We start from the raw sequence: 13,266 nt of genomic DNA, 5'->3' as shown, positions 1-13,266 counted from the left end.
CTAGCTATGAAGCAGAGCCGGGGTTAGTCAATCTTTTCTTTGCATTTCTGCGGCCCTGTCCTAATACTGTGCGCCGTTCAAAAGAAGAGTAGATTATGGCGTCTGACGATAAAAATTTGGCAAATCTTGACCTGAATGAGCTGCGCGGAGAGATCGATGAGATCGATCAGGCTTTGCAGTCGCTGATCATTCGCCGGACAAAGGTTGTGCAGGCCGTCGGGGCCTACAAGGACCGGATGATCGCGGCGGGTGGCAAGGTCAAGGTGCCCTATCGCCCGGCCCGTGAAGCCCGCATCATGCGTACCCTTGTTGAACGTCATGAAGGGGCCTTTCCCAAAACCGCCCTGATCCAGATCTGGCGCGAAATGATCGCGGCCGGAACGCGGCTTGAAGCGCCGTACACGGTGGCACTTGGCCGCAATGCCGACGGGCTGGATTGTTGGGAACTGGCACGCCTGAATTTCGGGTGCCTTAACGAAATTATTGAATTTGATACCCCGCGCGAAGCGTTCAACGCCGTTGAAGACGGGCGGGCAGCAGTTGGTGTGTTTCCCAAACCGCAATTGGGCGAGGCCCAGCCATGGTGGGTCCATCTGAGCGAACAAAGCCCGGTGCGTGTGGTTTCAAAACTGCCCTTTGGCGGGCGCCCGGTTGGACGCGGCGAAGATACCGAAGGTTTCGTTCTGGCAGCCATTGAACTTGAAGACAGTGGCGATGACCGGACTCTGTTTGTGGTCAGCCTGTCAAAAGAGATTTCGATGGATACCGTGCGCAAAAAAATTGCGGATGGCATCGACGGATCGGTAATCCTTGGCTTTTCTGACGATGAGGCGACGGATCGGCGTTTTGTCCTTGTTGATGTGCCGGGATTCTTTTGTAATCGCACCAATGCGTTTCAGAGCACACTGGACGCGCAAGGCCTTCGCCCCGAAAGTTTGCGGGTTGTTGGGGCCTATGCCGTGCCGCTTGCCGAAGACGCACTGAGTTAAACATGCTTGGCAGCCGCGACTGGCTGCAATTTCCCCAGGGAGAATATACCTGATGTCTGCGCCCACCCCACGCCCCGGAATTCTTGATATCGCGCCGTACAAAGGCGGTAAATCCAGTGCTGACAGTGCTCAGCGCGTGATCAAATTGTCTTCGAACGAAGGCGCACTTGGCCCGAGCCCCAAGGCCATGGAAGCCCTTCGTAGCACGGCAACCCGTTTGCATCGTTATCCGGATGGCGGTTGCGACGTTCTGCGTCACAAGCTGGCCAAAAAATACGGTCTGGAATTTGATCAGCTTATTTGCGGCAACGGTTCTGATGAACTTCTGACGCTTCTGATCCGTGCCTATGCCGGTCCGGGTGATGAAGTGCTGTATTCGCAGCACGGCTTTTTGATGTATCCGATTGCGACCATGGGCGTTGGTGCAACACCGGTAACCGCGCCTGAAACCAACATGACGACCGATGTTGATGCGCTTTTGGCGGCGGTGACGGACAAAACCAAGATCGTGTTTGTTGCCAACCCGAACAACCCGACCGGGACCTATATTTCGGATGCGGAAATGAAGCGCCTGCGCGATGGTCTGCGCGAAGACATCGTTCTGGTGGTTGATGCGGCCTATGCCGAGTTCATGACCGGTCAGGAAGATTATTCGGCCGGTGAAGAGCTTGTGAAAGCAGGCAACAACACCGTGATGACCCGCACATTTTCCAAGATCTATGGTCTTGGTGGCATCCGTCTGGGTTGGTGCTATGCGCCGCCGGCGATTGCCGATGTGCTGCAACGCCTGCGCAACCCGTTCAACGTGCCGCTGCCGACACAGGAAGCTGGTGCCGCCGCCCTTGATGATGATGACTTCGTCAATGAATGCGTGCGCCACAATGCCGAGACGCTTTCGTGGTTCCGCGACGAGGTGAACGCGATTTCGGGCCTTAAGGCACATCCGAGCTATGGCAACTTTGTTCTCGTTGAATTCCCGGCAGAAGAAGGCAAGAACGCCGATGCTGCCAATGATTTCATGATGGCCCGTGGCGTGATCCCGCGCAAAATCGGTGCCTATGGCCTGCCGCAGATGCTTCGTATTTCTATCGGTACGAAGGAAGAAATGGAAATCTGCCTGCAGACCATCAAAGACTTTGTGAACGCATAAAATGACCAATACTGCATCCCAACCGCTGTTTGAAACTGTCGCCTTTATCGGCATGGGCCTGATCGGCTCGTCCATGACCCGTCGCATCAAGCGTGACGGCCTTGCCAACAAGATTACCTGCGCGGTCCGCTCTGAGGCGACCCGTGACCGGGTGCTTGAACTTGGCATTGCCGATGAGGCCTATTGCGACATCAAGCAGGCGGTTGGTGATGCGGATCTGGTCATGGTCTGTGCCCCGGTCGGTGCCAATGAAGCCATTGGGACGCAATTGACTGGTGCGCTTAAAAAGGGTGCGATTGTTTCGGATGTTGGGTCGGTCAAACAATCGGTCATCCGCGATATTGCCCCGCATCTGGATGAAGGTGTGCATTTCGTACCCGGTCACCCGTTGGCCGGTACAGAACATTCCGGCCCGGATTCCGGTTTTCCGGAACTGTTTGAAGAACGCTGGTGCATCCTGACCCCGATCCCGGGCGAAAACGAAGCTGCGATTGCCAAGGTCAAAGCCCTTTGGGAAGCCTGCGGGATGTATGTTGAATGCATGGATGCCGATCATCATGATCGTATCCTTGGCATCACATCGCATTTGCCGCACCTGATTGCCTACACGATTGTCGGAACGGCAACTGATCTTGAAGACGCACTGCGTCAGGAAGTGATCAAGTTTTCCGCAACCGGTTTCCGTGATTTTACCCGTATTGCTGCGTCTGATCCGACCATGTGGCGCGATGTGTTCCTGAATAACCGTGAAGCGGTGCTTGATGTGCTGGGACGTTTTCAGGAAGACCTGATGGCTTTGCAACGCGCCATTCGCTGGGGCGAGGGCGACAAGCTGTTTGAGCTGTTTTCGCGCACCCGTGAAATTCGCCGCGGCATTGTTGATGCCGGTCAGTATTTCGCCAATTTCTCGGCCGAAGGCGAAGACCGCAAAAGCGACGAAAAGAGCAAGAAAAAGCCTGCTGAGTAATTTGGGAGTGACCGGCATTCTGTCGTCATCCTGTGCGGTCCAGCAAGCAGCCCCACCACGCGTGACGGACCGACCTTAGGGGAATGAAATGTCTGCCACCAATCATCCGGCGTTCGCCCGGATCATGCCATTTGTGTTCGTGTTCCTGTGGAGCACGGGCTTTGTGGGCGCCAAGTTTGGCCTGCCCTATGCAGATCCGTTCGTTTTCCTTTTTGTCCGATTTGTCATCGTCCTGATCCTGATGATCCCGGTGATCTTCCTGATGGGGGCGAAATGGCCAAAAACCTGGCGTGAGGCGGCCCATATCGGCACCACCGGGGTGCTGGTGCATGGGGTGTATCTGGGCGGGGTGTTCTGGGCGATTGATACCGGGTTGCCGGCGGGGCTAGCCGCGCTGATCGTTGGCTTGCAGCCGGTTGTGACCGCGTCGGTCGTTGGGTCCATTTTGGGCGAACGGGTTTCGATGCGCCAATGGGGCGGGTTGATCCTGGGCCTGATCGGGGTGGCGCTGGTTTTGCTGCCCAAGATTGGCGATGGTGTTGGCATTACCCCGTTTGGCATCGGGCTTGCGGTTTTCGCGCTTTTTGGCATGACTGCTGGCACCCTGTATCAAAAGCGTTTTTGCACCGGAATGGAACTGATGAGCGGCACAGTCGTTCAATATGTTGCTGCCAGTGTGTTTGTCGGCGTTGTCGCGCTGTTCAAGGAGCCGCTGCATGTTGAATGGAGCATGGACTTCATTTTGGCGATGGCGTGGCTGGTGCTGGTTTTATCCATCGGGGCGATCATGCTGTTGATGGTTCTGATCAAGCAGGGCGAAGCCACCCGTGTGGCCAGCATGTTCTATCTTGTGCCGCCAACAGCCGCGTTCTTTGCCTGGCTTCTGTTTGATGAACAACTTGGCGTGCTTGGCTTTGCCGGGTTTGCAATTGCCGCCCTTGGGGTGGCATTGGTGATCATGAAGCGTTAGTTTCGCGTAATTCTAAGAGATCAGAAAGCTAGTTAGCGGAGGAATGCGTGAGCGACGCGCGCGAAAAATGGGTGTTTGGATACGGGTCGCTGTTGTGGCGGCCGGGCTTTGAATTTGTCGAGTGCGCACGTGCGCTGCTGCCCGGCTATCACCGGTCGTTTTGTATCTATTCCCATCATTATCGCGGCACGCCGGAAAATCCGGGGCTGGTTCTTGGCCTGAACAAGGGCGGGGAATGTGTTGGCAACGCGTTTCTCATTGCTGAGGAAAACTGGTCAAAGGTGAAAGCCTATCTTGATGAGCGCGAACTTGTGACCAACACCTATATCCCGGCCGATGTCGAGGTCGAGCTTGCAGACGGACGCAAGGTGATTGCGCATACCTATGTCGCCGATCCGACCCATGAACAATATGCCGGTAACCTGCCGGTGCGCACCGCGGTCGAAATCATTGTTGCGGCCCACGGCAATGTTGGGCCGAACCTTGAATATCTGGAAAACACGGTGCGCCATCTTGATGAAATGGGCATCATTGATCCGCCCCTGCACGATCTGATGGATCTGGTGCGGCGCGAATATGGCGAGATCAATATGGGGGCGGGAATCTGATGAGCCAGTCAAACGGAACGACTGTTTCTGCCACCCAGACCGGGTCGCAGACGCCACTGACGATGGCCTATTTGATGTTGGTGGCCTGTTCGTTGATGTGGGGGTCAAACCACGTTGTGGCGCGCGGCATCAATGAAACGGTCCCGTTCGAGGCCCTTTCATTCTGGCGCTGGATCGTTGCGATCTGTTTGCTGTTGCCGTTCTGCTTTAAATACCTGCGTCGCGATCTGAAAATCATGGCGGACCACAAATTGTCTATGTTCCTGATCGGCTTTACCGGTGTGTTCCTGTTTTCGGTGGTGATTTATCTGGCGGCCTATAACACCACGGCGGTCAATACCGGCCTTCTGAACGCGACAACACCGATCTGGGTTCTGTTGTTTGCTGCCCTTTTGACGGCAGACAAACCACGGCTTGGTCAATGGCTGGGCGTGCTGGTGGCCGGGGCCGGAACCGCGACCATCATCGCCAAGGGCGACCCGTCAGTCTTTGCCAGAATGGATTTCGTTCTGGGCGATGTGCTGGCGATGATGTCGGCCATGGTCTGGGCGGCCTATTCGATGTTTTTGAAACGCGCGCCCAAGGGTGTGCATCCGCTGAGCCTGGTGTTTGTATCGGCCCTGATCGGTTTGTGTTTCTTAACCCCGCTTTATGTCTGGGCGCTGGTGGTGGATGGAAAGCCGTTCTTTACCAGTCTTGATCCGGTGTGGCCCGATATGCTCAAGATTTTCTATATCGGCGCGGGGCCGGCGTTTCTGGGATACATGTTCTGGAACAGGGGGGTGTCGCTGGTGGGGCCGGCCAAGGCGGGCGTGTTCATGTATCTGATCCCGGTCTGTTCAAGCGGCCTTGCCATCGCGTTTCTGGGCGAGGCGCTGCATCTTTATCATCTGGCGGGCATTGTTTTGATTGTCTCGGGCATCTGGCTTGTCACGCGTAAAAAGACAGAGCGCGTTCGCGTCACAAAGCGGTAGAGCTTTTGAGCAATAAAAAATGTCCGCTGTCAAGTCGTTAGTGCGGACATGCAACGGTACGAAAGGTCTTGTGGGGCAATAGGTTAGGCCAGATTTCGGCCTCGGTGTGCTCTTACCGCGTTTTGAGCTAGGTGCCGCATAGGCGCTTCGCGGTAGCAAGCCTAGGAGCGGCGGAGCGGGCAAGGTCGCACCGCCATCATAGCCCGGCCTATCGCAAGCCACCGCTCAAAGCGAAAGCGCAGCCCTTGGGCTGCGCTTTCATCGTGGGCGGATGGTAGAGGCGTCCGCATCGTCAACTCGGCTTCGGCGGGGCGGCCTTGCCTGCCCCTCCTTTTCTGAATCCCCGATCCCCCGCCATGAACGCTTCCAGCATGTGCGGGATCAGCGTCGCCGCATCGACTGCCTCGCCATACGCCTGCGCGTGCAGCGCGGCGTAGCGGTCGAGGTCGGTTTTAAGACTGGCCGGGCAGGCAAAGGTGAGCTTGACGCTTTCGGTCTTGGGCAGCGGCCCCAGCCGCAGCTTCTTGGTTGTGCTCATCGTGAAGTCCCCCGATTGAAGAACAGCGGCTGGTACGGCCGCAACACCAAGTCGCGGTTGACGATGATCCGCACCGGCAGGCCGGGCCGTTGGGTCAAGGTGGGCTGGATGTTGAGGTTGCGCCGGGTCACTTCCTGGCCGATTTGATTCACCGTGTCCTGCAAACTGTCACGCCCGGCGATGATGACGCGATCGCCATCTTGTCGATTCTCCGGCGCGGCCAGTTCGGCGCCGACGCCCAGCAGGGTCGTCAGCGCCGCACCGGCAAAGATGCGGCCCCAGTGGTAGTCCACATCGTCTTCCAGGCCGGCATAGCCGGCCGGATCTGCGCCGGCCAGATTGTCGAGCGTCAACGAAGACGTGTCCGGCAGAATGATCCGATTCCAGACGACTTGAACGCGGCTCTGCCCGTAACTGACCTGGCTGTTGTATTTGCCCAGGATGCGCGAACCCTGCGGGATCAGCAGGAAACGCCCGGTGGCCGTGTCATAGACCGGCTCTGTCACAGTGGCGATCACGTCGCCGGGCAAGTCCGACTTGATGCCCGTCACCAGCGCTCCGGCAACCACCGTTCCGGCCATGACCTGATACGGCGAAGCCGGCAGGGTCAGGTTGCCGGAATTGCGGGTTTCCGTAGAGCCGCCTTTCAGGAAAGCCTCCTTCTGGTCTTGCCGGTTCTGCACGGCGGTCGGATCGGCAGGCTGGGCCGCCGTCGAGGCCGGCCCGGCGGCCATCGGGTCGAACGCCGCATTGGCGGCGAAGCCCGGCGCGGTGGCGGCCTGCGACTGCGCGACCGGCGCGGCCGCCTGCGCACCCGAGCGGAAGAACACGGACGATGCTGCGGCAGCTTCGGCTTCCTTGCGCAGCGCATCGTTCGGGTCGTGGCCGGGAGCCGCGTAGGCGGCTGTCACCGGCTGCTGCGACTTCACGATGACCGGGCCGAGGTCGCCCGGCAGCGGCGGCCCCAGCTCGGGTACATCGTGCGGCAAGGCTGGCGGCAGCTTCGAGTAGTCCGTCGGTAGCGCATCCAGCCCTTCGGACTTCGAGACGCGATCGACGTTGTAAAGCTCGGTTTGCTCGCCCGTACCGCGCCGATGCGGTTGCAGCGACCAGATCGTGGCCCCAAGCACGGCGACCGACAGGCCGCCCGCGAGGATGGCCAGCGTGCGCCGGTTCAGGCGCGTGACCGGACGCGGCTGGGCACGCAGCGCCACAGCCTCGGGCGCCACCTTGCCCGCCGGCGGAGCGGCGAGGTCGGGAGTGTCATCCTGGCTCATGGTCAGTTCCTCCGCGCCACGCCATCGGTGCGCTCGATCCGCACCACGTCGCCGCCATCGCCGCCCAGCCGCAGTTCGGCCGCGCCGAACAGGCGATCCACGATGTAGTACGGCGAGCGGAAACGATAATTCACCAGTTGCCCGTCGCCCTGCACGCCGATGACGAACAGCGGCGGCAGCTCGCCCTGGGCAATGCCCGCCGGAAACTGGATATAGACCTTCTCGCCGTCATCGAAGGCACGCAGCGGCTTCCACGGCGGGTTGCTGCCCGATACCGCGTAACGGAAGCGGATCTTCTCCAACGCCAGGCCGGTATCGACTGGCGCGGCGGCGCTGGCCGCCTGCGACTGGCGCTGCAAGGCCAGCATCCGGTCGCGTGGATAGTCCCAGGATACCGAGGCCATCCATGCCTTTTCCGTCGAGGTCAGCTCCAGCAGGTAGGTGCGCCGGCTGGTGGTGATGACCAGATTGGTTTTCAGGCCCGAGCGGATGGGCTTGACCAGCACATTGACGCGCAGCGCGTCGCTGCTGCCGCTGGACGTGTCGCCCACGATCCAGCGCACGGTATCGCCGGCGGCGACCGTCACCAGTTCCTCGCCCGGCTGGAGCGAAACCACGGTCACGCGCCCCGGCGAGGCATAGACCTGATAAAGCGCACCATCGGTGAAAGGCCACACCTGGATAGCATTGACGTAGCCCTCGCGTGTGGGTGCGATGCGTGCCTCGGCGTTGGCACGGGAAACACGTACCTTCTCGTTGGCTGGCTCCGGCGCAGCCGGGGCCGCATCGACCTCCGGCAGTGGCTTCAACTGCGCCGGCAACGCCAGCGGCTCGGGGACGGCGACGACTTCCACCGGCGCGAGCGGTTCGGGCAGCGGCTGGGCCAGCACTGGCTCATCAAGTGAGATGGTCGGCGGCGGCTTGCCCTGCGAGGCGCAGCCCGCGAGGGCAAGCAGGATCAACGGCAAAGCGTGAAAGCGGAAAGGCAGGTTCATGGCTTGGCTCCTTCGGAAGAATCCAGTTCGCGGCTCCACGACAGGCCGTTGACGTAGATACCCAACGGGTTCTTGCGCAGGCGCTGTTCGGTGCGCGGGGTTTGCAGGACGGTGGAAAGCACGGCGTTCCAGCGTTCGGTGCCAGCGGGTGCGCCATTGACGAACCGTTGCTCCGTCCAGCGCACGTTGAAAGACGTGTCGCTGGCACGCACCACGCTGGTGATCTGCACCGTCACCGATTCCTTGCCGATGCGAGCGAATGGATCATTGGTGCGGGCGTAGTCGTTGAGCACGGCCGCGCCCCGGTCGGTGGTGTAGTCGTAGGCATCGAGCCAGTTTTGCCGCACGACGATGGGGTCGATGGACAGCGAGCGCACCAGGCTGACGAAGCGTGCCAGGTGGTGCGCGATCTGCGCATCGGCGGGCCGGTACGGCGTGGCGGCCTCGCCCACGGCGCGAACCTGTCCGGCCTGATCGACCTCGATGACGTAAGGCGTCACGATGGACTGCGCCGAGCGCCATACCAGGCCACCGGCCATCAGTAGCGCGAGCACCAGGCAGCCGAAGGCCATCAGCCGCCAGTTCTTGGCCTGCACGCGGGCCGAGCCGATACGCTCGTCCCACACCTGGGCGGCGGCTTGATACGGGGTGGCAGGCTGCGGCGTATCGGCGTAGCGCACCTGCGGTCGTTTGAATCGCATGGGTGTTCTCCTTGAGGGTCAGGTATCGGAATCGCGCAGGCTCGGGCCTTGCCCTGAGCCGCCGCCGTCGCCACCGCGCAGCGTGTGGGCGGTGGTGGTCGCGGCATGGGTGATCTGCTGGCGGCGGTGCATCCGCTTGGCCCAGGCGGGTTGCTCTTGCTTCTGCGAGTTGGCAGCGCCGTCTGCGGCCTCGCTTGCGGCGGATTGGCCCGCCGCGGCTGCACCGGCATCGTCCGAAGATCCGTTCCAGCCGGCACGAAAGGAACTGGTCATCTTCTGCCCTGCTGCGGAAGCACCAGAAGCGACGCGGCGGCTGGCGGCCTGTGCGCTGGTCTTGGCGACATTGCCAAGGCCAGCCGCCGCGCCTTTGGCCCCGCCGCCCGCAGCGGTGGAACCCGCCTGGAACGCCGACCGCGCGTTGCCAGCCGCTGAGGTGGCGGCACGCGCCCCGGCACCGGCCAGCTTCGCGGCGGCTGGCGCCATGCGTGCCCCGGCGGCTACGGCGGCGCCCACGCCGGTCGCGGCGGCACCGATGGCGACGCCCGTGCCGACAGCGCCGACAGCAGCACCGGCCATCGCGCCCGCGCCAAGCTGAGGCGCACCGGACACCAGGCCGGTGGCGATGCCGGGGCCGAAGATGCCCAGCGCCAGCAGCGCGAGCGAGGCCAGCATCACGACCAGCGCATGGTCGATGGATGGTTCATCGGGATGCGCTTGGAACTCGGCGAACAGACCCGAACCGATGCCGACGATGACGGCCAGCACCAAGACTTTGATGCCCGAAGACACCACGTTGCCGAGCACCTTTTCCGCCAGGAAGCTCGTCTTGTTCCACAGCGCGAACGGCACCAGCACGAAGCCGGCGAGCGTGGTCAGCTTGAACTCGATCAGCGTGATGAAAAGCTGCACCGCCAGCACGAAGAAGCAGAGGATCACCACCAGCCAGGCGAGGAACATCACCACGATGGGGTCGATGTTCACGAACACCTCGGGGAACCCGGCCATGTCCCCGATCTGTTCCAGAATCGGTGCTCCTGCGTCAATGCCGGTTTTCGCCAGCCGCCCCGGCTGAAGAAAATTCTCCATCGTGATGGCCGATCCGGTGGCCGTGATTCCCAGGCCGGCGAACGAGCGGAACACGATGCTCGCCAGCCAGTTGAAGTTGCCGATGATGTAGGCGAAGGCGCCGACGTAGAGCACCTTGCGCAGCAGCTTGGCGATCACGTCTTCGCCCTGGCCGGTGGCGTGGCTCATGGCCCAGTACAGGCCCGCGATCGTCATGTCGATGACGATGAGCGTGGCGGTGAGAAACGCCACTTCGCCTTGTAGCAGCCCGAAGCCCGAGTCGATGTAGCGCGAGAACGTATCGAGGAAACGGTCGATGATGGTCACGTCGTTCATGGCGTGTTCTCCGGCGAGGTGAGCGGCGCTGGCATGTCGTCGGTGGGCGTGTCGAAGCTCGGCGGAATCGGCGGCAGTTCGGTCAGCGATTCGTATTCGTCCGGCCCGGTGTGGCCGGCGAAGAAGCGTCGCCGGAAGGCTTCGGCGGCGGCGCGGCAGGCGTCCTCGCCTACGGCTTGCCGATCAGCCGCGCATTGCCCGCGTAGCGCCTTGAGCCGCACGGGGTCGGCGGCCAGGGCGTCGGCCAAGTTCTCGACCGGCTGCTGGCCGCAAGCGGTCAGCAGCACGGCCAGCAGGACGGAAGCGCATCGCATGGCCGCCTCCCGTCAGTTGTTGTAGAAGTTGACGGACTGCGGCGTGTACGGCGTGCCGGTGCCGAGGAAGCGCCGCCGCACTTCGCGGGCGCGTTCGGTCGCCGCCGCCTGCCGCGCCAGTTCCAGCGAAGCGGCCCGGTCTTGCGTGATCTGGAGCTGCTGCGCCTGGATCGACTGCTTGGCCTGCAAGGCGAGAAGCTGATTCGTCGCCTGCATGGCTTGCAGAGCGCCGGTGGCCGACTGGCTCTGGCTCACGAGGTCGGCCAGCGCACTTTCGTCTTGAGCAAGGTTTTGCGACACCTGCGCCTGCATCCGCATCGCGGTGTGCAGACCGTTCAAGGTGTTCTGCCAGCGTTCGCGGGCGTCCTGCGCCATGCGGTCGCCGCTGATGGTGGCGGCATATTGCTCCGGGTACAGGCGGGCGAACGTGGCGTCCATGCTCTGCACGTCGTAGGCCAGGCCGCGTGCCTCGGCGATCAGGCGCTCAGTGGTGGCGAGCGTCGAGCGCAGCCGGTTGACGATGTTGAAGTCCAGCTTCGCCAGATTGCGTGCCTGGTTCATCAGCATCTGCGCTTCGTTCTGGAGCTGGTTGATCTGGTTGTTGATCTGCTCCAGCGTGCGGATGGCTGTCAGCGTGTTCTGCACGAAGTTCGACGGGTCGAACACCGTCAGCGCGGACGCCGGCTGTGAGGCCAGCAGCGATACCGACAGCACGGCAGCGAGCGAGATGGACAGCAAACGGGGTTGGGTCTTCATGGTGAAACCTCCAGGGGTTGAGAAGCGAGGAAGGACGCTGCCGCCGGTGCGGACGGCAACAGGTCGGCAGCCCAATCGAGGCCGCGATGGCGCAGCCACGCGCCGGTGAAGCCGGGGGCGCCGGCCTGCGTCAGCACGCGGTCGATGTCGCGTTGGTCTTGAGGGGTGGATGCGCCCGCGAAGGCGAGCGCCAACGGCCCCAGGTCGAGATCGAATAGTCGGTTGCCGAGACGCGACTGGTAGTAGTAGTCGCGCTTGGGCTGCGCGGTGGCGACGATCTCGATCTGCCGGCTGTTGAGCCCGAAACCCTCATAGATCGTGCGAATCTGCGGCTCGGTCGCCTGCGGGTTAGGCAAGAAAATCCGACTGGCGCAGCTCTCGATGATCGCGGGCGCGATGGTCGAGTCCTTGATGTCCGCCAGGCTCTGCGTGGCGAAGATGACGCTGACGTTCTTTTTCCTGAGCGTCTTGAGCCATTGCCGGATGCGGGCCGCGAAAGATGGCTCATCGAGGAACAGCCAGGCTTCATCCAGAATCAGCAGCGTGGGCGCACCATCGAAACGCTCATCGAAGCGGGCGAACAGGTAGCGCAGCACCGCTTGCACGGCGGCGGGGCTGTGCATCAGTTCTTCCATCTCGAAGCCCTGCACGTCGGCCATGCCCAGCCGGTCGCGGTCGGCGTCCAGCAGCTTGCCGTGGGCGCCGCCAAGCACATAGGGCGACAGCGCTTGCCGTAGCGCGTTCGATTGCAGCAGCACGGAAAGCCCGGTCAGCGTGCGCTGTTCCACCGGCGCACCGGCGAGGCTACCCAGCGCCGACCAGATGGCTGCCTTCTCGTCGGGGCCGACGGTCACGCCTTCGTGCAGTAGCCGGCCTTCCACCCATTCAGCCGCCCAGGTGCGGTAGCCCTCGCTGTCGATACGGGCCAACGGCTGAAAGGCGATGCCGCCATCGGCACCGAGGTCGTAGTGTTCGCCGCCGAGGCCGAGGATCGTGGCACGCATGGAGCGGCCCATGTCGAAGGCGAAGATCCGCGAGCCGAAGTAGCGCCGGAACTGCATGGCCAGAATGGCAAGCAGTACCGACTTGCCCATGCCGGTCGGCCCGGCGACCAGTGTGTGGCCCACGTCGCCGATGTGCGTGACCAAGCGAAAAGGCGTCGCGCCATCGGTGCGGGTGACGATCAGCGGCGGGCCGTCCAGATGGTCGTTCTTCTCCGGCCCGGCCCACACCGCTGACAAGGGCATCATGTGCGCCAAGTTCAGCGTCGAGACGATGGGCTGGCGCACATTGGCGTAAGCGTTGCCAGGAATGGACGACAGCCACGCATCCACGGCGTTCAGCGTTTCGGGGATGGTCACGAAGCCCCGACCCTGGATGACGCGCTCCACCATGCGCAGCTTCTCGTCGGCCACTGCCGGGTCGGCGTCGAGCACTGTCACCGTGGCGGTGAGATAGCCGAACGCGACTTGATCGCTGCCCAACTCCTGCAAGGCCGCATCGGCGTCGGCGGCCTTGTTGCTGGCGTCGGTATCCACCAGCGGGCTTTCCTGCTGGAAGATCGTTTCGCGCAGCAGTGCGACGACGTTCTTGCGCTTGGCGAACCACTGGCGGCGCAGGCGGCCG

The 13,266-nt window shown here is 62.0% G+C and carries 14 protein-coding genes; 6 read left to right on the top strand and 8 right to left on the bottom strand.

All coding sequences use genetic code 11. The annotated features are described in order from the left end of the window. Window positions 1-116 precede the first annotated feature (116 nt). The 6 genes from B4F27_RS06070 to B4F27_RS06045 all read left to right on the top strand — a co-directional run bounded on the left by B4F27_RS06070 (window position 117) and on the right by B4F27_RS06045 (window position 5,658). A complete protein-coding gene (locus B4F27_RS06070) occupies window positions 117-989 on the top strand; it encodes a chorismate mutase (RefSeq protein WP_231959620.1) in 873 nt (290 codons plus the stop codon). A gap of 52 nt (window positions 990-1,041) precedes the next feature. Further along, the gene (gene hisC, locus B4F27_RS06065; protein ID WP_286759146.1) at window positions 1,042-2,139 is read left to right on the top strand and encodes a histidinol-phosphate transaminase; all 1,098 of its coding nucleotides are present in this window, start codon (window positions 1,042-1,044) and stop codon (window positions 2,137-2,139) included. A 1-nt stretch (window position 2,140) separates the two neighbouring features. Beyond that, the gene (locus B4F27_RS06060) at window positions 2,141-3,106 is read left to right on the top strand and encodes a prephenate/arogenate dehydrogenase family protein (RefSeq protein ID WP_286759145.1); all 966 of its coding nucleotides are present in this window, start codon (window positions 2,141-2,143) and stop codon (window positions 3,104-3,106) included. An 88-nt stretch (window positions 3,107-3,194) separates the two neighbouring features. After that, a complete protein-coding gene (locus B4F27_RS06055) occupies window positions 3,195-4,076 on the top strand; it encodes a DMT family transporter (RefSeq protein WP_008889147.1) in 882 nt (293 codons plus the stop codon). A 47-nt stretch (window positions 4,077-4,123) separates the two neighbouring features. Then, window positions 4,124-4,684, top strand: coding sequence for a gamma-glutamylcyclotransferase (locus tag B4F27_RS06050; protein ID WP_008889148.1), 561 nt, complete (start codon window positions 4,124-4,126; stop codon window positions 4,682-4,684). Continuing rightward, on the top strand, window positions 4,684-5,658 hold the full coding sequence (locus B4F27_RS06045; protein WP_286759144.1) for a DMT family transporter: 975 nt from the start codon (window positions 4,684-4,686) through the stop codon (window positions 5,656-5,658). The genes B4F27_RS06050 and B4F27_RS06045 overlap by 1 nt, the downstream gene beginning before the upstream one ends. Window positions 5,659-5,950: 292 nt before the next feature. On the opposite strand, the gene B4F27_RS06040 is transcribed toward B4F27_RS06045, so the two are convergent. The 8 genes from B4F27_RS06040 to B4F27_RS06005 form a co-directional block, all read right to left on the bottom strand. Next, window positions 5,951-6,196, bottom strand: a complete 246-nt coding sequence (locus B4F27_RS06040) for a DUF2274 domain-containing protein (RefSeq protein WP_011716368.1) — start codon at window positions 6,194-6,196, stop codon at window positions 5,951-5,953. Then, window positions 6,193-7,473: a TrbI/VirB10 family protein gene (locus B4F27_RS06035; RefSeq protein WP_020203103.1), complete on the bottom strand. Its 1,281-nt coding sequence runs from the start codon at window positions 7,471-7,473 to the stop codon at window positions 6,193-6,195. The genes B4F27_RS06040 and B4F27_RS06035 overlap by 4 nt, the downstream gene beginning before the upstream one ends. Before the next feature lie 2 nt (window positions 7,474-7,475). Then, window positions 7,476-8,468: a P-type conjugative transfer protein TrbG gene (trbG, locus tag B4F27_RS06030; protein ID WP_057386849.1), complete on the bottom strand. Its 993-nt coding sequence runs from the start codon at window positions 8,466-8,468 to the stop codon at window positions 7,476-7,478. Beyond that, window positions 8,465-9,169, bottom strand: a complete 705-nt coding sequence (trbF, locus tag B4F27_RS06025) for a conjugal transfer protein TrbF (RefSeq protein ID WP_011716365.1) — start codon at window positions 9,167-9,169, stop codon at window positions 8,465-8,467. The genes trbG and trbF overlap by 4 nt, the downstream gene beginning before the upstream one ends. Window positions 9,170-9,187: 18 nt before the next feature. After that, a complete protein-coding gene (trbL, locus tag B4F27_RS06020; protein ID WP_011716364.1) occupies window positions 9,188-10,570 on the bottom strand; it encodes a P-type conjugative transfer protein TrbL in 1,383 nt (460 codons plus the stop codon). Further along, the gene (locus tag B4F27_RS06015) at window positions 10,567-10,884 is read right to left on the bottom strand and encodes a hypothetical protein (RefSeq protein WP_021204029.1); all 318 of its coding nucleotides are present in this window, start codon (window positions 10,882-10,884) and stop codon (window positions 10,567-10,569) included. Before B4F27_RS06015 ends, trbL begins: the two co-directional genes overlap by 4 nt. 12 nt (window positions 10,885-10,896) lie before the next feature. Beyond that, complete coding sequence (trbJ, locus tag B4F27_RS06010) at window positions 10,897-11,640, bottom strand: P-type conjugative transfer protein TrbJ (RefSeq protein WP_286759143.1); 744 nt, start codon at window positions 11,638-11,640, stop codon at window positions 10,897-10,899. Beyond that, a partial coding sequence (locus B4F27_RS06005) for a conjugal transfer protein TrbE (RefSeq protein ID WP_286759142.1) occupies window positions 11,637-13,266 on the bottom strand: 1,630 nt, incomplete at its 5' end. The genes trbJ and B4F27_RS06005, both read right to left, overlap by 4 nt.

The sequence above is a fragment of the Sulfitobacter sp. UBA1132 genome, assembly GCF_002311545.1.
In the GTDB taxonomy this organism is placed as follows: domain Bacteria; phylum Pseudomonadota; class Alphaproteobacteria; order Rhodobacterales; family Rhodobacteraceae; genus Sulfitobacter; species Sulfitobacter pontiacus.
Note: the sequence above shows the minus strand (reverse complement) of the source record. Positions and strands in the feature narration are given on the sequence as shown.

Coding starts and splice junctions, on each gene's coding strand:
- B4F27_RS06055 (WP_008889147.1), top strand. CDS start 3,195: ATGTCTGCCACCAATCATCCGGCGTTCGCCCGGATCATGCCATTTGTG.
- hisC (WP_286759146.1), top strand. CDS start 1,042: ATGTCTGCGCCCACCCCACGCCCCGGAATTCTTGATATCGCGCCGTAC.
- B4F27_RS06060 (WP_286759145.1), top strand. CDS start 2,141: ATGACCAATACTGCATCCCAACCGCTGTTTGAAACTGTCGCCTTTATC.
- trbG (WP_057386849.1), bottom strand. CDS start 8,468: ATGAACCTGCCTTTCCGCTTTCACGCTTTGCCGTTGATCCTGCTTGCC.
- B4F27_RS06040 (WP_011716368.1), bottom strand. CDS start 6,196: ATGAGCACAACCAAGAAGCTGCGGCTGGGGCCGCTGCCCAAGACCGAA.
- trbF (WP_011716365.1), bottom strand. CDS start 9,169: ATGCGATTCAAACGACCGCAGGTGCGCTACGCCGATACGCCGCAGCCT.
- B4F27_RS06045 (WP_286759144.1), top strand. CDS start 4,684: ATGAGCCAGTCAAACGGAACGACTGTTTCTGCCACCCAGACCGGGTCG.
- trbL (WP_011716364.1), bottom strand. CDS start 10,570: ATGAACGACGTGACCATCATCGACCGTTTCCTCGATACGTTCTCGCGC.
- trbJ (WP_286759143.1), bottom strand. CDS start 11,640: ATGAAGACCCAACCCCGTTTGCTGTCCATCTCGCTCGCTGCCGTGCTG.
- B4F27_RS06035 (WP_020203103.1), bottom strand. CDS start 7,473: ATGAGCCAGGATGACACTCCCGACCTCGCCGCTCCGCCGGCGGGCAAG.
- B4F27_RS06015 (WP_021204029.1), bottom strand. CDS start 10,884: ATGCGATGCGCTTCCGTCCTGCTGGCCGTGCTGCTGACCGCTTGCGGC.